Source organism: Pseudomonas sp. ATCC PTA-122608 (assembly GCF_001952855.1).
GTDB lineage: Bacteria > Pseudomonadota > Gammaproteobacteria > Pseudomonadales > Pseudomonadaceae > Aquipseudomonas.
The window spans coordinates 454,860-473,331 of the sequence record NZ_LPNO01000001.1; the positions used below are offsets into that span (position 1 = coordinate 454,860).

The 18,472-nt window shown below is 60.3% G+C and carries 21 protein-coding genes; 12 read left to right on the plus strand and 9 right to left on the minus strand.

The annotated features are described in order from the left end of the window. The first annotated feature begins 1 nt into the window (after position 1). On the plus strand, positions 2-1,150 hold the full coding sequence (dgoD, locus tag AU074_RS02160) for a galactonate dehydratase (protein WP_003213645.1): 1,149 nt from the start codon (positions 2-4) through the stop codon (positions 1,148-1,150). Between the two features lie 180 nt (positions 1,151-1,330). Then, the gene (locus AU074_RS02165; protein WP_076013291.1) at positions 1,331-2,635 is read left to right on the plus strand and encodes an MFS transporter; all 1,305 of its coding nucleotides are present in this window, start codon (positions 1,331-1,333) and stop codon (positions 2,633-2,635) included. A 129-nt stretch (positions 2,636-2,764) separates the two neighbouring features. Here the strand turns inward: AU074_RS02165 and AU074_RS02175 are convergent, their stop codons facing one another. The 3 genes from AU074_RS02175 to trpB all read right to left on the minus strand — a co-directional run bounded on the left by AU074_RS02175 (position 2,765) and on the right by trpB (position 5,380). Then, positions 2,765-3,211 (minus strand): anti-virulence regulator CigR family protein, encoded by a 447-nt coding sequence (locus tag AU074_RS02175; protein ID WP_076013293.1) that lies wholly within the window; start codon positions 3,209-3,211, stop codon positions 2,765-2,767. A gap of 139 nt (positions 3,212-3,350) precedes the next feature. After that, entirely contained in the window at positions 3,351-4,160 is an 810-nt protein-coding gene (trpA, locus tag AU074_RS02180) for a tryptophan synthase subunit alpha (protein WP_008439583.1), read from the minus strand. Then, positions 4,160-5,380: a tryptophan synthase subunit beta gene (gene trpB, locus AU074_RS02185; protein ID WP_076013294.1), complete on the minus strand. Its 1,221-nt coding sequence runs from the start codon at positions 5,378-5,380 to the stop codon at positions 4,160-4,162. Before trpB ends, trpA begins: the two co-directional genes overlap by 1 nt. A 109-nt stretch (positions 5,381-5,489) precedes the next feature. On the opposite strand from trpB, the gene AU074_RS02190 reads away from it, so the two are divergent. After that, positions 5,490-6,386: a LysR family transcriptional regulator gene (locus AU074_RS02190; protein WP_076013295.1), complete on the plus strand. Its 897-nt coding sequence runs from the start codon at positions 5,490-5,492 to the stop codon at positions 6,384-6,386. On the opposite strand, the gene AU074_RS02195 is transcribed toward AU074_RS02190, so the two are convergent. Beyond that, positions 6,383-6,709, minus strand: coding sequence for a YqjD family protein (locus tag AU074_RS02195; protein ID WP_003170746.1), 327 nt, complete (start codon positions 6,707-6,709; stop codon positions 6,383-6,385). The genes AU074_RS02190 and AU074_RS02195 overlap by 4 nt on opposite strands. A gap of 156 nt (positions 6,710-6,865) precedes the next feature. Between AU074_RS02195 and AU074_RS02200 the strand changes: the two genes are divergently transcribed. Beyond that, the gene (locus tag AU074_RS02200) at positions 6,866-7,081 is read left to right on the plus strand and encodes a dodecin (protein ID WP_017848986.1); all 216 of its coding nucleotides are present in this window, start codon (positions 6,866-6,868) and stop codon (positions 7,079-7,081) included. A gap of 117 nt (positions 7,082-7,198) precedes the next feature. Beyond that, the gene (locus AU074_RS02205) at positions 7,199-7,426 is read left to right on the plus strand and encodes a DUF1161 domain-containing protein (RefSeq protein WP_003214893.1); all 228 of its coding nucleotides are present in this window, start codon (positions 7,199-7,201) and stop codon (positions 7,424-7,426) included. Between the two features lie 114 nt (positions 7,427-7,540). On the opposite strand, the gene AU074_RS02210 is transcribed toward AU074_RS02205, so the two are convergent. Next, on the minus strand, positions 7,541-8,542 hold the full coding sequence (locus AU074_RS02210; protein WP_076013296.1) for an LLM class flavin-dependent oxidoreductase: 1,002 nt from the start codon (positions 8,540-8,542) through the stop codon (positions 7,541-7,543). Between the two features lie 217 nt (positions 8,543-8,759). Between AU074_RS02210 and AU074_RS02215 the strand changes: the two genes are divergently transcribed. Together AU074_RS02215 and AU074_RS02220 are read left to right on the plus strand one after the other, a co-directional pair. After that, positions 8,760-9,191 carry an OsmC family protein gene (locus tag AU074_RS02215; RefSeq protein ID WP_003170750.1) on the plus strand — a complete coding sequence of 144 codons (432 nt, stop codon included), beginning with the start codon at positions 8,760-8,762 and terminating at the stop codon, positions 9,189-9,191. 182 nt (positions 9,192-9,373) lie between these two features. Then, the gene (locus AU074_RS02220; RefSeq protein WP_076013297.1) at positions 9,374-9,613 is read left to right on the plus strand and encodes a DUF1161 domain-containing protein; all 240 of its coding nucleotides are present in this window, start codon (positions 9,374-9,376) and stop codon (positions 9,611-9,613) included. Here AU074_RS02220 and AU074_RS02225 read toward each other — a convergent pair whose 3' ends face one another. Beyond that, on the minus strand, positions 9,614-10,036 hold the full coding sequence (locus AU074_RS02225) for a hypothetical protein (protein ID WP_076013298.1): 423 nt from the start codon (positions 10,034-10,036) through the stop codon (positions 9,614-9,616). Between the two features lie 140 nt (positions 10,037-10,176). On the opposite strand from AU074_RS02225, the gene AU074_RS02230 reads away from it, so the two are divergent. Next, the gene (locus tag AU074_RS02230; protein ID WP_076013299.1) at positions 10,177-11,232 is read left to right on the plus strand and encodes an aminopeptidase; all 1,056 of its coding nucleotides are present in this window, start codon (positions 10,177-10,179) and stop codon (positions 11,230-11,232) included. A 79-nt stretch (positions 11,233-11,311) separates the two neighbouring features. Here AU074_RS02230 and AU074_RS02235 read toward each other — a convergent pair whose 3' ends face one another. Together AU074_RS02235 and AU074_RS02240 are read right to left on the minus strand one after the other, a co-directional pair. Beyond that, positions 11,312-11,965 (minus strand): HAD family hydrolase, encoded by a 654-nt coding sequence (locus AU074_RS02235; protein ID WP_076013300.1) that lies wholly within the window; start codon positions 11,963-11,965, stop codon positions 11,312-11,314. A gap of 11 nt (positions 11,966-11,976) precedes the next feature. After that, the gene (locus AU074_RS02240; RefSeq protein ID WP_076013301.1) at positions 11,977-12,519 is read right to left on the minus strand and encodes a gamma carbonic anhydrase family protein; all 543 of its coding nucleotides are present in this window, start codon (positions 12,517-12,519) and stop codon (positions 11,977-11,979) included. A 54-nt stretch (positions 12,520-12,573) separates the two neighbouring features. Between AU074_RS02240 and prlC the strand changes: the two genes are divergently transcribed. Then, positions 12,574-14,673, plus strand: a complete 2,100-nt coding sequence (gene prlC / locus AU074_RS02245; protein ID WP_173860305.1) for an oligopeptidase A — start codon at positions 12,574-12,576, stop codon at positions 14,671-14,673. Next, positions 14,670-14,942: a YheV family putative zinc ribbon protein gene (locus tag AU074_RS02250; RefSeq protein ID WP_003214872.1), complete on the plus strand. Its 273-nt coding sequence runs from the start codon at positions 14,670-14,672 to the stop codon at positions 14,940-14,942. Before prlC ends, AU074_RS02250 begins: the two co-directional genes overlap by 4 nt. Positions 14,943-14,969: 27 nt before the next feature. On the opposite strand, the gene AU074_RS02255 is transcribed toward AU074_RS02250, so the two are convergent. After that, the gene (locus AU074_RS02255) at positions 14,970-15,656 is read right to left on the minus strand and encodes a tyrosine-protein phosphatase (RefSeq protein ID WP_076013303.1); all 687 of its coding nucleotides are present in this window, start codon (positions 15,654-15,656) and stop codon (positions 14,970-14,972) included. A 283-nt stretch (positions 15,657-15,939) separates the two neighbouring features. Between AU074_RS02255 and AU074_RS02260 the strand changes: the two genes are divergently transcribed. Both AU074_RS02260 and AU074_RS02265 read left to right on the plus strand, forming a co-directional pair. Then, entirely contained in the window at positions 15,940-16,680 is a 741-nt protein-coding gene (locus tag AU074_RS02260) for a gluconate 2-dehydrogenase subunit 3 family protein (protein ID WP_003214869.1), read from the plus strand. 2 nt (positions 16,681-16,682) lie between these two features. Next, positions 16,683-18,467, plus strand: a complete 1,785-nt coding sequence (locus tag AU074_RS02265; RefSeq protein WP_076013304.1) for a GMC family oxidoreductase — start codon at positions 16,683-16,685, stop codon at positions 18,465-18,467. Positions 18,468-18,472 lie beyond the last annotated feature (5 nt).

Here is an 18,472-nt window from a genome sequence, read left to right on the forward strand (position 1 = left end):
GATGAAAATCACCAAACTGACCACCTTCATCGTCCCGCCGCGCTGGTGCTTCCTCAAGGTTGAAACCGACCAGGGTGTGACCGGTTGGGGCGAACCTGTGGTCGAGGGCCGCGCCCACACCGTGGCTGCCGCCGTCGAAGAATTGTCCGACTACTTGATCGGCAAAGACCCACGCAATATCGAAGACATCTGGACGGTGCTCTACCGCGGCGGTTTCTACCGTGGCGGCGCGATCCATATGAGCGCCCTCGCCGGTATCGACCAGGCGCTGTGGGACATCAAGGGCAAGGCGCTCGGCGTATCGGTCAGCGACTTGCTGGGTGGCCAGGTGCGCGACAAGATCCGCGTGTATTCGTGGATTGGTGGCGACCGCCCGGCCGACACTGCCCGCGCCGCCAAGGAAGCCGTGGCCCGTGGTTTTACCGCGGTAAAAATGAACGGCACCGAAGAGCTGCAATTTCTCGACAGCTTCGAAAAAGTCGACCAGGCCCTGGCCAATGTCGCCGCCGTGCGGGATGCGGTCGGCCCGAACGTCGGCATCGGCGTCGACTTCCATGGCCGGGTGCACAAGCCCATGGCCAAGGTGCTGATGAAGGAGCTCGATCCCTACAAACTGATGTTCATCGAAGAGCCGGTGCTCAGCGAAAACTACGAAGCGCTGAAAGAGCTGGCGCCGCTCACCAGCACCCCGATTGCCCTTGGCGAGCGCCTGTTCTCGCGCTGGGACTTCAAGCGCGTGCTCAGCGAAGGCTACGTCGACATCATCCAGCCGGATGCTTCCCACGCCGGCGGTATCACCGAAACCCGCAAGATCGCCAACATGGCCGAAGCCTACGACGTGGCCCTTGCCCTGCACTGCCCGCTCGGCCCGATTGCCCTGGCGGCGTGCCTGCAACTGGATGCGGTTTGCTACAACGCGTTCATCCAGGAACAGAGCCTGGGCATTCACTACAACGAGAGCAACGACCTGCTGGATTACGTACGTGATCCGGGGGTTTTCGACTACGACCAGGGCTTTGTGAAAATCCCCAATGGGCCAGGCCTGGGCATCGAGATCAACGAGGAATACGTGATTGAGCGCGCGGCCATCGGGCATCGCTGGCGCAACCCGATCTGGCGTCATGCCGATGGCAGTTTTGCGGAGTGGTAAACACCGCGAATTTGAGGTGAAAACCCGATCAATGTGGGAGCGGGCTTGCTCGCGAAGGCGGAGGGTCAGTCAACACATCCGCTGCTGGTAGACCGCTTTCGCGAGCAAGCCCGCTCCCACATTTGATTCGGTTTCTTCAGTAAGACCTGTCCTCAATAACCATAAGAAGAGGCAACCCCCATGCAATCCGAGTCCTTCACCGGGCAGGCTTCTTTAGTCACGCCCAGCCGAAAGCGTTTCTTCATCATGGTGCTGCTGTTCATCACCGTGGTGATCAATTACCTGGACCGCAGCAACCTGTCGATTGCCGCCCCGGCCCTGACCAGCGAGTTGGGGATCGACCCGGTGCATGTCGGGCTGATTTTCTCCGCGTTCGGCTGGACCTACGCTGCCATGCAAATCCCCGGCGGCTGGCTGGTGGACCGGGTGCCGCCGCGCATTCTCTACAGTGTCGCCCTGCTGCTGTGGTCGATCGCCACCGTGATGCTCGGCTTTGCCGCCAGCTTCATCGCGCTGTTCGTATTGCGCATGGCGGTCGGTGCCCTGGAAGCCCCGGCCTACCCGATCAACAGCCGCGTGGTCACCACCTGGTTCCCCGAGCGTGAGCGGGCCACGGCGATTGGCTTCTACACCTCCGGGCAGTTTGTCGGGTTGGCGTTTCTCACGCCGGTGCTGGCTTGGCTGCAACACGCTTTTGGCTGGCACATGGTGTTTGTCGCCACCGGCGGCGTGGGCATTCTGTGGGCGTTGATCTGGTACGCGGTGTACCGCGAACCACGGGATTTCAAGGGCGCGAATGCGGCGGAAATCGAGCTGATCCGCAAAGGCGGCGGGTTGGTGGATATCCAGGCACAAGCGGCCAAGGCGCCGTTCAGTTGGGTCGACCTTGGCATCGTACTGAGCAAGCAAAAGTTGTGGGGTATCTACCTGGGGCAGTTCTGCCTGAACTCCACGCTGTGGTTTTTCCTGACGTGGTTTCCGACCTACCTGGTGAAATATCGCGGCATGGACTTCATCAAGTCCGGCCTGCTGGCTTCACTGCCGTTTCTGGCGGCGTTTGTCGGGGTGCTGTGTTCGGGGTTGTTTTCCGACTGGCTGATTCGACGGGGGACGTCGGTAGGGTTCGCGCGCAAGTTGCCGATCATCGGCGGGCTGTTGATTTCCACAGCGATCATCGGCGCCAACTTTGTTGACTCCACGGCATGGGTGATTGCGTTTCTGGCGGTGGCGTTTTTCGGCAATGGCCTGGCGTCGATCACCTGGTCATTGGTGTCGACCCTCGCGCCGTCAAGGCTGTTGGGGCTGACGGGCGGGGTGTTCAACTTCATCGGCAATCTGTCGGCGATTACCACGCCGATTGTGATTGGCTTTCTGGCCACCGGAGATTCGTTTGCACCGGCGATTACGTACATCGCGGTGTTGGCGTTGCTGGGGGCGTTGTCCTACATCTTGTTGGTCGGCAAGGTCGAGCGCATAGAGATTTAGGCGACTGGTTAATACCTGTGGCGAGGGAGCTTGCTCCCGCTGGAGTGCGCAGCGCTCCCAAGATTTTTGGGCCGCTGCGCAGCCCAACGGGAGCAAGCTCCCTCGCCACAGTGGGTCAGACTCGCGCTACTAGTACAGCGCGCCATCCAGAATCTGATAGACGATGCTGGTGCCAATCGCGATCAGCACGATGTCCCCGCCCGAGCGGCGCCATTCGTAGCCCGGGTATTGCGGCAGATGGCCCAGCGCCCGTGGGTCCAGGCGCTCGCCGTAGTAGTTCGGCGGCAGGCGCTGGCCGCGCACCAGGTGGATACCGGGAGGCGGCGGTGCGCCACGGCGGAAGTCGCCATGGTTATCGCGGATGACCTGTCTCACAGGGCCGAAATCCTGAGGAGGCCCGCCACGGTGATTGTCCTGGGGCCCGCGACGGTCATCGCCACGGTGATCGTTCTGCTGGCCCGGCGGGCCGCCACGGTCAGGTCCGCCGCCTTGGTCATACGGTGCGGCTTGCACCAGCGCGCTGGCGCCGAGCAACAGCACACCCAGACTGGCTATCACACGTTTAGGCATCTTCATCAGGGGTTTCCTCAACTGCACAAACAACAAAAAGGGATTTCGAACCACGTTCGAAATCCCTTGGTCTTGTTAGCTTAGGTGCTGATTTCCCGGCTTGATTCCTCTGTATCAGGAACTTTACCTACCGCTTACGAGCCGCTTACTTACGGGCGTTGCGCACACCTTCCGACAGCGCTGAACACAGGGTCAATACACCGTCGATGGCCTGTTGATCGTTGCTGGCATTGGCGATGTGATCGATCAGTGCCGAACCCACCACCACACCATCTGCCAGGCGGGCGATTGCAGCGGCCTGCTCCGGGGTGCGGATACCAAAACCGATGCTGATCGGCAGGTCGGTATGCCGACGCAGACGGGTTACGGCTTCTTCAACGTGTTCCAGGGTTGCGGCACCGGCACCGGTCACACCGGCCACCGAAACGTAGTACACAAACCCGGAGCTGCCGTTGAGTACGGTCGGCAGACGCACGTCATCGGTGGTCGGCGTGGTCAGGCGGATAAAGTCGATACCGGCAGCCTGGGCCGGGTCGCACAGCTCGCCGTTATGCTCGGGCGGCATGTCGACCACGATCAGGCCGTCGACGCCGGCTTCTTTTGCATCGCTGATAAAGCGTGGCACGCCGTACATGTGGATCGGGTTGAAGTAGCCCATCAGCACCAGCGGCGTGTCGCTGTTGCCCTCGCGGAACTCGCGAACCATTTGCAGGGTTTTCGTGAGGTTCTGCTTGGCGGTCAGTGCACGGATGTTGGCCAGTTGAATGGCCGGGCCGTCGGCCATCGGGTCGGTGAACGGCATGCCCAGCTCGATTACATCGGCGCCGGCCGCCGGCAAGCCCTTGAGGATCGCCAGCGAGGTGTCATAGCCCGGGTCGCCAGCGGTGACGAAGGTCACCAGGGCGGCGCGGTTTTGTTCTTTCAGTTGCGCAAAACGTGTTTGCAGGCGGCTCATCAGTGTTTCTCCTGCTTGGACTGTTCCATGTGGTGCATCACGGTTTGCATGTCTTTGTCGCCACGGCCGGACAGGTTGACCACCATCAGGTGATCTTTCGGCAAGGTCGGCGCGCGTTTAAATACTTCGGCCAAGGCGTGGGCGCTTTCCAGTGCAGGAATAATCCCTTCCAGGCGGCAGCATTTGTGAAAGGCGTCGAGGGCTTCGTCGTCGGTCACCGAGGTGTACTGGACGCGGCCGATGTCGTGCAACCAAGCGTGTTCAGGGCCGATGCCCGGGTAGTCGAGGCCAGCGGAGATCGAGTGGGCGTCGATGATCTGGCCATCGTCGTCCTGCAACAGGAAGGTACGGTTGCCGTGGAGCACACCCGGTACGCCGCCGTTGAGGCTGGCCGCGTGTTTGCCGGTCTCGATGCCGTAGCCGGCCGCTTCAACGCCGATGATTTCGACGCTGGTGTCATCCAGGAACGGGTGGAACAGGCCCATGGCGTTGGAACCGCCGCCGATGCATGCCACCAGGCTGTCGGGCAGACGGCCTTCCTGGGCCTGCAGTTGGGTACGGGTTTCCTTGCCGATCACGGCCTGGAAGTCGCGAACCATGGCTGGGTACGGGTGCGGACCGGCTACGGTGCCGATCAGGTAGAAGGTGCTGTCGACGTTGGTGACCCAGTCGCGCAGGGCTTCGTTCATTGCGTCTTTCAGGGTGCCGGTGCCGGCGACTACCGGGATCACTTCAGCGCCCAGCAGCTTCATGCGGAATACGTTGGCCTGCTGGCGCTCGATGTCGGTGGTGCCCATGTAGATCACGCAGTCCAGGCCAAAACGCGCGGCGACGGTGGCGGTGGCCACACCGTGCATGCCGGCGCCGGTCTCGGCGATGATGCGTTTTTTGCCCATGCGCCGCGCCAGCAGGATCTGGCCGATGCAGTTGTTGATCTTGTGGGCGCCGGTGTGGTTCAGCTCTTCGCGCTTGAGGTAGATCTTGGCGCCGCCGCAGAATTCGGTCAGGCGTTCGGCGAAGTACAGCGGGCTTGGGCGTCCGACGTAGTCGCGCTGGAAGTAGGCCAGTTCTTCATTGAAGGCCGGATCGATCTTGGCCGCTTCGTATTCGCGGGCCAGATCAAGGATCAACGGCATCAGGGTTTCCGCCACGTAGCGGCCGCCGAACGAACCAAACAGGCCATTGGCGTCTGGGCCGTTGCGTAAATCGGTCTGAGTCATGGGACGCTCCAGGTAGAAAATGTGTAATTGGCAATGACGGTCACTCTACCCCTGACGCTTCCACGTGAAAACCGATAAGATCGCCACAACCTGTCAGGAAAACTCACAGATGAGCCGAGACCTCCCACCCCTGAACGCCCTGCGCGCTTTCGAGGCGGCTGCACGCCTGAACAGCGTCAGCCAGGCCGCTGAGCAACTGCACGTGACCCATGGCGCCGTCAGCCGGCAGCTCAAGGTGTTGGAAGAACACCTCGGTGTCAGCCTGTTCGTCAAGGACGGGCGCGGCCTCAAACTCACAGATGCCGGCATCCGCCTGCGAGATGCGAGTTTTGAGGCGTTCGAGCGTCTGAGGGACACCTGCGCAGAACTCACACAAAGCAGCGCAGACGCACCATTTGTGCTCGGCTGCTCCGGCAGTCTGCTGGCGCGCTGGTTTATTCCGCGTTTGGGGCGCCTGAACGCCGATCTGCCGGATTTGCGCCTGCATCTGTCGGCGGGCGAAGGCGACCTCGACCCGCGTCGCCCCGGATTGGACGCGCTGCTGGTGTTCGCTGAGCCGCCGTGGCCGGCGGATATGCAGGTGTACGAATTGGCCAGCGAGCGCATTGGCCCGGTCATGAGCCCGCGATTTGCCGATTACGAGCGTTTACGCCAGGCACCTGCCGAAGCCCTGCTGGATCAAGCCTTATTGCACACCACTTCGCGCCCACAAGCCTGGCCCAGCTGGGCGCAGCACCACGGAATCGACGCTGGCGCGTTGAAGTACGGTCAGGGTTTCGAGCATTTGTATTATTTGCTGGAGGCGGCGGTGGCCGGGCTGGGGGTGGCAATTGCGCCTGAGCCGCTGGTGGCAGAGGACCTGCGAGCGGGTCGCCTGGTTGCGCCGTGGGGTTTCAGTGAAACCCCGGCGCAACTGGCGTTGTGGCTACCCAAGCGCGCCGCGGATGGGCGCGCCCGGCAACTGGCGCAGTGGCTCAAGGCTGAGCTTGCGCGCCAGGTTGTTTAGTCGCCGCGTTTGCACAGCAAGTAAGCAGCCAGCAGGCCCAGCGCGCCAACGGCGACGCCAGCGGTAGTCCATGGGTGCTCTTGCGCGTAGTCCCGTGTCGCAACACCGGTTTCGCGGATTTTGACTTTGCTTTCTTCGTAAGCATCGCTGATCAGGTGACGGGAATGCTTGAGAGCATTCTCGGCATTGCTTTTCAGGGCCTTCAAGGTTTTGCGCGACTCGTCAGACGCATCGTCCTTGAGGCTTTCCAGAGATTTGAGCAGGCTCGAAATCTCGGCTTCCATGCTTTCCAATGACGCTTTGCGTAAAGAGGTGTTGGCCATGTGGGCTCTCCTGGAGTGATTGAGTGGCGTGTGTTGTTTCCGACTGCGGCGGTTTCAGAAAGTGCAGTAAATCTGAACTTTCGTATGGGAATGGTCGCCAGAAGCAGTACGAGAATTCACTGCTAGGCTTCATTAACGACCCCAGGAGAAAACCTTATGAGTGATCATCACACCTACAAGAAAGTCGAACTGGTGGGCTCTTCCACCACCAGCATCGAGGAAGCCATCAACAATGCCTTGGCCGAAGCCAGCAAGAGCATCAAGCACTTGGAGTGGTTTGAAGTGACCGAAACCCGCGGTCATATCAAGGACGGCAAGGCCGCGCATTTCCAGGTCACCCTCAAGGTGGGGTTCCGTATTGCCAGTAGTTGATACAGCTTGTTGAACTTGCGCGCTGGCCGATTGCCATAAACTCCGCTACAACCTTTAGGCACGTCGACGTGACGAGCGGCGACGTGCTTCCTTTCGATCAACCCAAGGAAGTGACGGATGAAGAACTTTTTGTTGGCGGTAGGTTTGTTGAGCATTGCGGGCACAGCCCTGGCGGCGGGCAAGCCTTGTGAAGAGCTGAAAAGCGAGATCGCGGCGAAAATCGACGCGAAAGGCGCTTCGGGCTACTCCCTGGAAATCGTGGACAAAGGTGCTGCACCTAGTGACCACACGGTTGTCGGCAGCTGTGAAGCCGGTACCAAGGAAATCGCCTACAAGCGCGGGTGATCCCGTGTTGCAGACGTAAAAAACCGACGCAAGTGCGTCGGTTTTTTTGATCGTTCCCTCGCTCCGCGTGGGAATGTAGCCTGGGATGCTCTGCGTCCCGCCTTACTCCTAGATTCAGCCCTTCATGATCTGCGAAAGCAGCTCGTAGGAATGAATCCGGTCGGCATGCTCGTACAGGTCACAGGTGAAGATCAGCTCATCAGCGCCGGTCTGCTCCACCAGCACTTCCAGCTTGGCGCGGATCTTCTGCGGGCTGCCCACCATGGCCAGGCCAAGGAAACTGCCTACAGCGTCTTTCTCATGGGGCAGCCACAGGCCGTCCATGGTCTTGACCGGCGGGCGCTGCACCAGGCTTTGCCCACGCATCAAAGCGAGGATTCGCTGGTACACCGAGGTGGCCAGGTAATCAGCCTGTTCATCCGTATCGGCGGCCACCAACGGGATGCCGAGCATCACGTAGGGCTTGTCCAACACGGCCGAAGGCTTGAAGTGGTTGCGATAGACGCGAATCGCTTCATGCATCAGGCGCGGTGCGAAATGTGAGGCAAAGGCGTAAGGCAAACCGCGCTCGCCTGCCAGCTGCGCACTGAACAGGCTCGAACCCAATAGCCACACAGGGACGTTGGTGCCGGTGCCGGGTACGGCGATCACTCGTTGGTCCGGAGTGCGTGGGCCGAGGTAGGCCATCAATTCCGCTACGTCTTCCGGGAAATCATCGGCGCTGCCGGAGCGTTCACGGCGCAGGGCGCGGGCGGTCATCTGGTCGGAGCCAGGTGCGCGGCCCAAGCCCAGGTCGATGCGGCCCGGGTACAGGCTTTCCAGGGTGCCGAACTGCTCGGCGATCACCAACGGCGCGTGGTTGGGCAGCATCACGCCACCGGAACCGACACGAATCGTCGAAGTGCCGCCTGCCAGATAGCCCAGCAATACCGAGGTCGCCGAGCTGGCGATGCCGTCCATATTGTGGTGTTCGGCCACCCAGAAACGGTTGTAGCCGAATTTTTCTACATGCTGGGCCAGGTCCAGGGAATTGCGCAGCGACTGCGCCGGGCTGCCGTTGGCACGCACTGGCACGAGGTCGAGGGTCGAGAACTTTACGTCGGACAGCGATTTCATAAGCCTGCTTCTCCAATGGGGGCGCAGGCTTCTTAGACGAACCAAAACCTGCCGCTTCATGTGCATGTTCTATGCAATGAGGGCATATACCCGAGATTCAATAGCGAAGGTGAAATTTCCTACTTAATCGCTAGGTTTCTCCGACAAGATGAACTTTGCCGGGGCGTCTATCCTCAGAACCCTTACTGAGGCAAAACCACCGTTCGAGGAGACCGCTATGAGTATCGTTAAAAAAGCATCCGCGCATTGGGAAGGCGACCTGAAGACTGGCCTGGGTTCCATTTCCACGGAAACCGGCGTGCTGCGCGAAGCGCCCTACGGTTTCAAGGCCCGTTTTGAAGGCGGCAAGGGCACCAACCCTGAAGAACTGATCGGCGCCGCCCATGCCGGTTGTTTCTCCATGGCCTTTTCCATGATTCTCGGCGACGCCGGGCTCAAGGCAGATAGCATCGACACCCAGGCCGAAGTGACCCTGGACCAAGTGGACGGTGGCTTTGCGATTACAGCCGTGCACCTGATCCTCAAGGCAAAGATCCCGGGCGCCAGCCAGGCCCAGTTCGATGAGTTGAGCAAGAAAGCCAAGGAAGGATGCCCGGTATCCAAGGTACTGAACGCAACCATTACCCTGGATGGCACCCTCGTTAATTGATCGACCCTTGTAGGAGCGAGCGTGCTCGCGAAGACTTCAAAGGCGCCGCGCCCTTCCAGGCGGCACGCGTTATCGTTGAGGTTTTTCGCGAGCACGCTCGCTCCTACACGTTCAGGTATGGTCGAATAGCCGATTGCAGACTCAGCGCACACCCGTGCGCGTGCATTCAGGGAGCTTCACACATGAAACGTATTGCCTTGGCGGTTATCTGCGGTGCACTGGCCACGTCGGCCCTGGCGGCGCCGAAAGATTGTGAAGAGCTCAGGAAAGAGATTGAGGTCAAAATCCAGGCGAATGCCGTTCCGTCCTACACCCTCGAAATCGTCACCAAGGAAGAAGCAGACAAGCACGACAGCGCCATGGTTGTCGGCAGCTGTGAGAATGGCACCAAGGCCATCGTCTACCAGAAGAACAACGACTGATCAGATGCAGTTGACGCTACGTTCTTCGGCCAGCAATTGACCCGCTTTGTTGTACAGCCGGATATTCGGGTTGTAGCCCAGTGAGCGCCCTTCCAGGCGATAGCGCTGGCCTGCCTCGAAACGGTCGTATTGCAGGGTCATGAAGCAGGTTCGGTCGGTAGTTTGGCCAAATCCGCTGAAACTGCCGCCAGTGGGCACCTCGAAATCAAATCGCACCATCAATTCGTGGCTGCCAGGTGGCACCTGGAAGTAGCGCCCGTCGTTCAGGTTTTTCCCGTCCAGGCGTTGCGCCATCACCAGCTTGGCGCCGGGTGTCGGGGTGGCGAAGTCGACCCAGGCTTGCTGCGGATCAACCGCGGGTAGCGGCGTCGACGCGCAGGCACTGAGAAAGATCGCGGCGACGGGAAGCAGTAGCTGACGCATGTTAAGCACTCAACTGTAGGAATGTTCGTTTGAGCGGCTGCGCTCGGCAGCACGCTCCCTGAGTATAAACACGCCACGCCATGGAAAAATTCCCCACAGGCGAGATAGTCTGGCGGGATAGTTACCTGCGAGAGGTTTTAATGGTCAGGCGTTTACTTCCCGGGTTGATGCTGCTGTTGCTCAGTGGCTGTTCCAGCGTCAGTTACTACAGCCAACTGGCAGACGGGCAATTGCAACTGCTGCGGGCCCGGGAGCCGGTCTCCGTGGTCATCGCCGATCCGTCTCGTCCACAGGTGCTGCGCGAGCATTTGGTGCAATCCCAGAAAGCCCGCACCTTCGCCAGCGAACACCTGCACCTGCCGGATAACCAGAGTTACCGCTTGTATACGGATATTGGCCGCCCTTATGTGGTCTGGAACGTCTTCGCCACGCCTGAATTTTCCCTGTCGCCACAGACTCACTGCTTCCCGATTGCCGGGTGCGTGGCCTATCGCGGTTATTACAACCAGGGCGCCGCGCGTGGCCAGGCGGCGTTGTTGAAACAGCAAGGCATGGACGTGTCGATTGGTGGCGTGGAGGCCTATTCCACCCTCGGCTGGTTCAATGATCCGATCATGAGTTCGATGATGAGCTGGGGCGACGAGCGCCTGGCCACGCTGATTTTTCATGAGCTGGCGCACCAGCGGTTTTATGTGAAGGACGACACTGAGTTCAACGAGTCGTACGCCACCTTCGTCGAGCAAGAAGGCACCCGGCAATGGCGCGCGGCCCGGGGCTTGCCGCCTGCCAGCGAGTCGGCGTTGAAACAGCGCGACCAGTTCACCCGGTTGGTGCTCGACACCCGCAAGCGTCTGGAGCAGCTGTATACCCAGCCACTGGCGGCAGATGCCATGCGCCTGGCCAAGGCGGCTGAATTCGAACGCCTGCGCCGTGACTACCGGCAAATGCGCGATAGCCAGTGGGGTGGCGACAAGCGTTATGACGCCTGGATGAACTTGCCGATGAACAACGCCAGGTTGTTGCCGTTTGGCCTGTATGACCAGTGGGTGCCGGCGTTTGCCGCGTTGTTCCGGCAGGAAGGCGGGGATTGGCCGAAGTTCTTTGCGGCGGTGGAGAAGCTGGGCGGGTTGCCCGTAGTTGAGCGTAAAGCGGTACTGAGGCGTTTGGAGGAACCCGAGCCTTTGGTTGGCACATAGGGCCTCATCGCGGGCAAGTTCGGCTCCCACAGTGGGTCGCGTTTCCCTGTGGGAGCCGGGCTTGCCCGCGATAGCGATCTTATGGCCGCTGCAAAAACGCCTGATGCATCTGCGCCAATGTTTCGAAATGCCAGGTCGGCGCTTCGGCACTCAGCTCCTCATGGCTGCCAAACCCGTAACCCACTGCCGCGCAATCCAGCCCGTTGCTGCGGGCCCCGATCAGGTCGTGCTTGCGGTCGCCAATCATCAGGGTGCTGGCCGGGTCCAGGCCTTCCTCTGCCATCAGGTGGGCGATCAGCTCGACCTTGTTGGTGCGGGTGCCGTCCAGCTCGCTGCCGTAGATCACCTTGAAGTGTTTGGCGAAATCGAAATGCCGGGCGATTTCACGGGCGAACACCCAAGGCTTGGACGTGGCCACATACAGCTGGCGGCCCTGGCCATTCAACGCTTTCAGCAGCGGCATCACGCCGTCGAATACGCGGTTTTCGTACAGGCCGGTAACCTTGAAGCGCTCGCGGTAGAAATTCACTGCTTCCCAGGCCTTGGCTTCGTCGAAGTCATAAAACTGCATGAACGCTTGCAGCAGCGGCGGGCCGATGAAGTGCTCAAGCTTGGTCAGGTCCGGCTCATCGATCCCCAGTTTGGCGAGGGCGTACTGGATCGAGCGGGTGATCCCTTCGCGCGGATCGGTGAGGGTGCCATCGAGGTCGAACAGAACGGTTTGGTAATGCATGGGTGTCCTTGTCATTGGTCGAAGCCTTCGGCCAGGTGCAGGTCTTTGAGCTTTACGTAGTTCGCAGCGCTGTAGGTGAAAAACGCCCGTTCCTTGTCAGTCAGCGGGCGGATCTGTTTAACCGGGCTGCCGACATACAAGAAACCGCTCTCGAGTTTCTTGCCCGGCGGCACCAGGCTGCCGGCGCCGATGATCACGTCGTCCTCCACCACGGCGCCGTCCATCACAATGCTGCCCATGCCGATCAGAATCCGGTTACCCACCGTGCAGCCATGCAGCATGACCTTGTGGGCAATGGTCACGTCGTCGCCGATCAACAGCGGGAAACCATCAGGATTGAAGGGCCCGGCGTGGGTAATGTGCAGCACGCAGCCGTCCTGCACGCTGGTGCGCGCACCGATGCGGATACGGTGCATGTCGCCGCGAATCACCGTCAGCGGCCATACCGAGCTGTCGGCGCCGATTTCGACGTCGCCGATCACCACCGCCGATGCATCGACGAAAGCCCCGGCAAGCAAGGCCGGCGTGTGATTCTGGTAGGTGCGAAGGGTCACGATAGGCTCTCTCTCTTCTGCTGATAGCTGCGGTGGGCGTTGATTGTAATTAAGATGGCCCCATCTTTGTTCTTACATGTTTCTTCAGCCAAGGTGCCAACCGTGAGCGCGAACAACCCTCTTCTGCAGTCCTACGACCTGCCGCCGTTCTCGGCGATCCGTGCCGAGCACGTACAGCCGGCCATCGAACAGATCCTCGCCGACAACCGCGTCGCCATCGAAGGCATCCTGCAAAGCCAGGGTAAAAATCCGACCTGGGCCGGCCTGATCCTGGCCATGGACGAACTCAACGACCGCCTGGGCGCCGCCTGGAGCCCGGTCAGCCACTTGAACGCCGTGTGCAACAGCGCCGAACTGCGCGAAGCCTACGAGGCTTGCTTGCCGGCACTGAGCGCCTACTCCACCGAGATGGGCCAGAACCGTGAACTGTTCCAGGCGTTCGAAGCCCTGGCCAACAGCCCGGAAGCCGCCGGCTTCGACGTGGCGCAAAAAACCATTCTGGAACACTCCCTGCGGGACTTCCGCCTGTCAGGTATCGATTTGCCGCCTGAGCAGCAAAAGCGTTATGCCGAAGTGCAGAGCAAGCTTTCCGAGTTGGGCAGCAAGTTCTCCAACCAATTGCTCGACGCCACCCAGGCCTGGACCAAGCACGTCACCGACGAAGCGACCCTCACCGGCCTGACCGATTCGGCCAAGGCGCAAATGGCGGCCGCAGCCCAAGCCAAGGGCCTCGACGGTTGGCTGATCACCCTGGAATTCCCGAGCTACTACGCGGTGATGACCTACGCTCACGACCGCGCGCTGCGTGAAGAAATCTATGCGGCCTACTGCACCCGTGCGTCGGACCAAGGCCCGAATGCCGGTCAGAACGATAACGGCCCGGTCATGGAACAGATCCTCGACCTGCGTCAGGAGCTGGCGCAACTGCTGGGCTTCGCCTCGTTCTCCGAATTGAGCCTGGCCACCAAAATGGCCGAGTCCAGCGACCAGGTGCTGAGCTTCCTGCGGGACCTGGCCAAGCGCAGCAAGCCGTTCGCCACCCAGGACCTGCAACAGCTCAAGGCCTATGCCGCCGAACAAGGCTGCCCGGACCTGCAAAGCTGGGACAGCGGTTTCTACGGCGAAAAGCTGCGTGAACAACGCTACAGCGTGGCCCAGGAAGCCCTGCGTGCTTACTTCCCGATCGACAAAGTGCTCAGCGGTCTGTTCGCGATTGTGCAGCGCCTGTACGGCATCGAAATCGCCGAGCAGAAAGGCTTCGACACCTGGCACCCGGACGTGCGCCTGTTCGAAATCAAGGAAAACGGCCAGCACGTCGGCCGCTTCTTCTTCGATCTGTACGCCCGCGCCAACAAGCGTGGCGGTGCCTGGATGGACGGCGCCCGTGACCGTCGCCGCACCGTTGATGGCGTGCTGCAAAGCCCGGTGGCCAACCTGGTGTGCAACTTCACCCCGGCTGACAGCGGCAAGCCAGCCCTGCTGACTCACGATGAAGTGACCACACTGTTCCACGAATTCGGCCACGGCCTGCACCACCTGTTGACCCGTGTCGACCACGCTGGCGTGTCCGGCATCAACGGCGTGGCCTGGGATGCGGTGGAGTTGCCGAGCCAGTTCATGGAGAACTGGTGCTGGGAGCCGGAAGGCCTGGCGCTGATTTCCGGTCACTACGAAACCGGTGAGCCGCTGCCTCAGGACCTGCTGGAAAAAATGCTCGCGGCGAAGAACTTCCAGTCTGGCCTGATGATGGTTCGCCAGTTGGAGTTCTCGCTGTTTGACTTCGAGCTGCACGCCACCCACGGCGATGGCCGCAGTGTGCTGCAGGTGCTGGAAGGCGTGCGTGATGAGGTGTCGGTGATGCGTCCGCCGGCCTACAACCGCTTCCCCAACAGCTTTGCGCATATCTTCGCCGGCGGTTACGCGGCGGGTTACTACAGCTACAAGTGGGCCGAAGTGCTGTCGGCGGATGCCTTCTCCAAGTTCGAAGAAGACGGCGTGCTCAATGCCGAGACTGGCCGCGCGTTCCGCGAGGCGATCCTGGCCCGTGGCGGCTCCCAGGCACCGATGGTGCTGTTCGTCGACTTCCGCGGACGTGCGCCGTCGATTGACGCACTCTTGCGCCACAGCGGCCTGAGTGAGGACGCGGCAGCATGAGTGAAGCGCCTGTGAAAACCAAAAAACGCTTTATCGCCGGGGCCGTCTGCCCGGCGTGCAGCGAGCCGGACAAGTTGATGATGTGGAGTGAAGACGATGTGCCGCATCGCGAGTGTGTGGCCTGCGGCTATTCCGACACGCTTAATGAGCAAGGTCTGTCAGTGCCCAAGGAATTGGGTACACGGGTCAATACATCGGCGTTGAAAGCACCGGATCCCAAGGTGCAGGCGGTGCAGTTCTTCCCCAATCCGAAGCTGAAAAAAGACTGACCTGCGAGCGCTCCCTGAGCTGGTGGCTCAGGGAGAGATCACTAATGCTGTTTTTTCCTGAGCCGGGTCTTTGGCGTTGTCCGCGGTATTCAGCCAGCTTTTCATCGAGCACAGTGCAAAAGTGCTGGTGCTGCATTCACCGCTGGCCAGTGCCGTGCGTAACTTGTCGACATCGGCCTTCATCATGTAGCGAACGCCGTCCTTGAAGCCACTGCTGGCGCCAAACCCGCCCAAGGTCATTTCGTTCAGCGCGTCTTCCTTGCTCCATCCCTGAATCACCACCCGATACATCGCCGCCATCAGGCCTGTGCGGTCGGAGCCGTGTTTGCAGTGCATCAGCACCGGGCCGTTGGCTTCGGCGTCTTGAATGGCACGCAGCGCCGCGAGCACATCGGCGTCGTCGACATGGTTGGTGCGATAAGACAATTGCACCTGGTTGATTCCGGGTGATTTCAGCCAGCTGGCATCGGACTCTGGCAGAAAGTTGATCACCGTTGCGATCTTGAGTTTTTCCAGTACAGGAACAGCACCGCTATCCGGCAGCGCGCTGCGATAGAGCGTGGGCGTCATCTGGTACAGGTTGTATTGATCGCCCACCGGCTGGGCCCATTCCAATGAACGCATGGGCGTAAGTTCTTCGGCTTGGGCAGGGGCAGTTGTGAACAGCGCCATGAACACGAAGCTGAGAGCAGGCAGCAATTGATTCTTGAACATGCGCGATGTAACCGAATAGGGAGAGGGCTGATAGGGCCCAGATTCGCTTACAGGGGGTCAATGCCGTGTGAGGTGCTCGTCAAAGAATCGTGAATAAGCCGGCTACCTGTGTGTTTTTTCCCGTTGAATCGATTTTCATCGATCCTTAGCCTGCTATCATTTGTAACTATTGATTACTACTGTGTTCTATCTTTTGGGTCCTTTGGATCCCATTTGCTGCCAAAACTATAAGTCGTTCCTTGAAGCGGCTGATAAACCCGTGACCACATGATGAGGTGCCACCATGTCTGATCAAGATCAAGACAACCCCCGGCGTGAGTTTTTGCGCAAATCCTTGACCTTGATCCCCGTGGTCACTGTCGCCAGCACGGGCCTGGGCGGTTCGATGCTGATGGCTGTTCCCGAGCCCGCTCAAGCCAGCCCGGAAAAGGCGCCTGTCAGCAGCAAGGCCTATGAGCCGAGCTATTTCACTGCCGAGGAATGGGCGTTTATCAACGCGGCCGTAGCCCGCTTGATCCCGGCGGACGACCAAGGCCCAGGCGCCCTGGAAGCCGGCGCGCCGGAATACATCGACCGTCAGATGAACACCCCATACGCGGCTGGCGCCCTCTGGTTCATGCAAGGCCCTTTCAATGCCGATGCGCCGCCTGAAATGGGCTGGCAGAGCAAGTTGGTGCCCAAGGAGATCTATCGCCTGGGCATTGCTGCCACGGATGCCTGGTCGAAAGCGATGAACGGTAAGCTATTTGCTGAGCAAGACAGCGCTACCCAGGAAAAATTGTTGCAACGACTGGAAGCCGGTGACGCGCAGTTCGACAGCGTACCGCCGAAGATTTTCTTCAATCTGTTGCTGCAAAACACCAAGGAAGGGTTCTTCTGCGACCCGGTCCACGGTGGTAACAAAGGCATGGTTGGCTGGACCATGATCGGCTTCCCCGGCGCCCGCGCCGATTTCATGGATTGGGTTGAACGCAACGAGCAATACCCCTTCCCGGCTGTATCGATCCGTGGCGAGAGGGCATAAACGTGGCGACCATCATGAAGAAAGTGGATGCAGTGATCGTCGGCTTCGGCTGGACTGGCGCGATCATGGCCAAGGAGCTGACGGAAGCGGGCCTCAACGTGGTAGCGCTGGAGCGCGGCCCGATGCAGGACACTTACCCGGACGGCAACTATCCCCAGGTCATCGACGAACTGACCTACAGCGTGCGCAAGAAACTCTTTCAGGACATCTCCAAGGAAACCGTGACCATTCGCCATAGCGTGAATGACGTGGCGATGCCCAACCGACAACTGGGCGCCTTCCTGCCCGGCAACGGCGTCGGCGGTGCCGGCCTGCACTGGTCCGGCGTGCACTTTCGGGTGGACCCGATCGAGTTGCGCATGCGCAGCCATTACGAAGAGCGTTACGGGAAAAACTTCATTCCCAAGGACATGACCATCCAGGATTTCGGCGTCAGCTATGAAGAGCTGGAGCCATTTTTCGACTATGCCGAGAAAGTCTTCGGCACCTCCGGGCAAGCCTGGACGGTGAAGGGCCAGTTGGTAGGTGAAGGCAAGGGCGGCAACCCTTATGCGCCGGATCGCTCCAATCATTTTCCGTTGGAATCGCAGAAGAACACCGTCTCCGCACAGCTGTTCCAGAAGGCCGCCACGGCCGTAGGGTACAAACCCTACAACCTGCCTTCCGCGAATACTTCCGGGCCGTACACCAACCCTTACGGTGCGCAGATGGGGCCGTGCAACTTTTGCGGCTTCTGCAGCGGTTATGTCTGCTACATGTATTCCAAGGCTTCGCCGAACGTGAACATCCTGCCGGCATTGCGCCTGGAGCCCAAGTTCGAACTGCGGCCCAATTCCCACGTGCTGAAGGTCAACCTCGACAGCACCAAGCGCAAGGCCACCGGTGTGACGTATGTCGACGCCCAAGGTCGGGAATGTGAGCAGCCGGCGGATCTGGTGATCCTCGGTTCCTTCCAGTTCAACAACGTGCGCCTGATGTTGCTGTCGGGCATTGGCAAACCCTACGACCCGATCTCCGGCGAGGGTGTGGTGGGCAGGAACTTCGCCTACCAGAACATGGCCACCATCAAGGCGTTCTTCGACAAGGACGTGCACACCAACAACTTCATCGGCGCTGGCGGCAATGGCGTGGCGATCGATGACTTCAACGCCGACAACTTCGACCACGGGCCTCACGGCTTTGTGGGCGGCTCGCCTATGTGGGTCAACCAGGCGGGCAGCCGGCCGATTGCCGGCACTTCCAACCCGCCGGGCACGCCGGCCTGGGGCAGCGCGTGGAAGCGCGCCACGGCTGATTACTACACCCACCAGGTGTCGATGGATGCCCACGGCGCCCATCAATCCTACCGTGGCAACTACCTCGACCTGGACCCGGTTTACCGCGATGCCTACGGCATGCCGCTGCTGCGCATGACCTTCGACTGGCAGGAAAACGACATCAAGATGAACCGCTTCATGGTCGACAAAATGAGCAAGGTTGCCGAAGCGATGAACCCCAAGGCGATCGCCTTGCTGGGCAAAAAAGTGGGCGAGCACTTCAACACCGCGGCCTACCAGACCACCCACCTCAACGGTGGCGCAATCATGGGCACCGACCCGAAAACCAGTGCCTTGAACCGCTACTTGCAGTGCTGGGACGTACACAACGTGTTTGTCCCGGGTGCTTCCGCGTTCCCACAAGGCTTGGGCTACAACCCTACGGGCCTGGTGGCGGCGTTGACCTACTGGTCGGCGCGGGCGATTCGCGAGCAGTACCTGAAAAACCCCGGCCCACTGGTTCAGGCATAAGGAGC

Bases quoted from the DNA above. Each gene is read 5' to 3' on its own strand.
- dgoD (WP_003213645.1), top strand. From the start codon at position 2: ATGAAAATCACCAAACTGACCACCTTCATCGTCCCGCCGCGCTGGTGC.
- AU074_RS02165 (WP_076013291.1), top strand. From the start codon at position 1,331: ATGCAATCCGAGTCCTTCACCGGGCAGGCTTCTTTAGTCACGCCCAGC.
- AU074_RS02175 (WP_076013293.1), bottom strand. From the start codon at position 3,211: ATGAAGATGCCTAAACGTGTGATAGCCAGTCTGGGTGTGCTGTTGCTC.
- trpA (WP_008439583.1), bottom strand. From the start codon at position 4,160: ATGAGCCGCCTGCAAACACGTTTTGCGCAACTGAAAGAACAAAACCGC.
- trpB (WP_076013294.1), bottom strand. From the start codon at position 5,380: ATGACTCAGACCGATTTACGCAACGGCCCAGACGCCAATGGCCTGTTT.
- AU074_RS02190 (WP_076013295.1), top strand. From the start codon at position 5,490: ATGAGCCGAGACCTCCCACCCCTGAACGCCCTGCGCGCTTTCGAGGCG.
- AU074_RS02195 (WP_003170746.1), bottom strand. From the start codon at position 6,709: ATGGCCAACACCTCTTTACGCAAAGCGTCATTGGAAAGCATGGAAGCC.
- AU074_RS02200 (WP_017848986.1), top strand. From the start codon at position 6,866: ATGAGTGATCATCACACCTACAAGAAAGTCGAACTGGTGGGCTCTTCC.
- AU074_RS02205 (WP_003214893.1), top strand. From the start codon at position 7,199: ATGAAGAACTTTTTGTTGGCGGTAGGTTTGTTGAGCATTGCGGGCACA.
- AU074_RS02210 (WP_076013296.1), bottom strand. From the start codon at position 8,542: ATGAAATCGCTGTCCGACGTAAAGTTCTCGACCCTCGACCTCGTGCCA.
- AU074_RS02215 (WP_003170750.1), top strand. From the start codon at position 8,760: ATGAGTATCGTTAAAAAAGCATCCGCGCATTGGGAAGGCGACCTGAAG.
- AU074_RS02220 (WP_076013297.1), top strand. From the start codon at position 9,374: ATGAAACGTATTGCCTTGGCGGTTATCTGCGGTGCACTGGCCACGTCG.
- AU074_RS02225 (WP_076013298.1), bottom strand. From the start codon at position 10,036: ATGCGTCAGCTACTGCTTCCCGTCGCCGCGATCTTTCTCAGTGCCTGC.
- AU074_RS02230 (WP_076013299.1), top strand. From the start codon at position 10,177: ATGGTCAGGCGTTTACTTCCCGGGTTGATGCTGCTGTTGCTCAGTGGC.
- AU074_RS02235 (WP_076013300.1), bottom strand. From the start codon at position 11,965: ATGCATTACCAAACCGTTCTGTTCGACCTCGATGGCACCCTCACCGAT.
- prlC (WP_173860305.1), top strand. From the start codon at position 12,574: ATGGCCCCATCTTTGTTCTTACATGTTTCTTCAGCCAAGGTGCCAACC.
- AU074_RS02250 (WP_003214872.1), top strand. From the start codon at position 14,670: ATGAGTGAAGCGCCTGTGAAAACCAAAAAACGCTTTATCGCCGGGGCC.
- AU074_RS02255 (WP_076013303.1), bottom strand. From the start codon at position 15,656: ATGTTCAAGAATCAATTGCTGCCTGCTCTCAGCTTCGTGTTCATGGCG.
- AU074_RS02260 (WP_003214869.1), top strand. From the start codon at position 15,940: ATGTCTGATCAAGATCAAGACAACCCCCGGCGTGAGTTTTTGCGCAAA.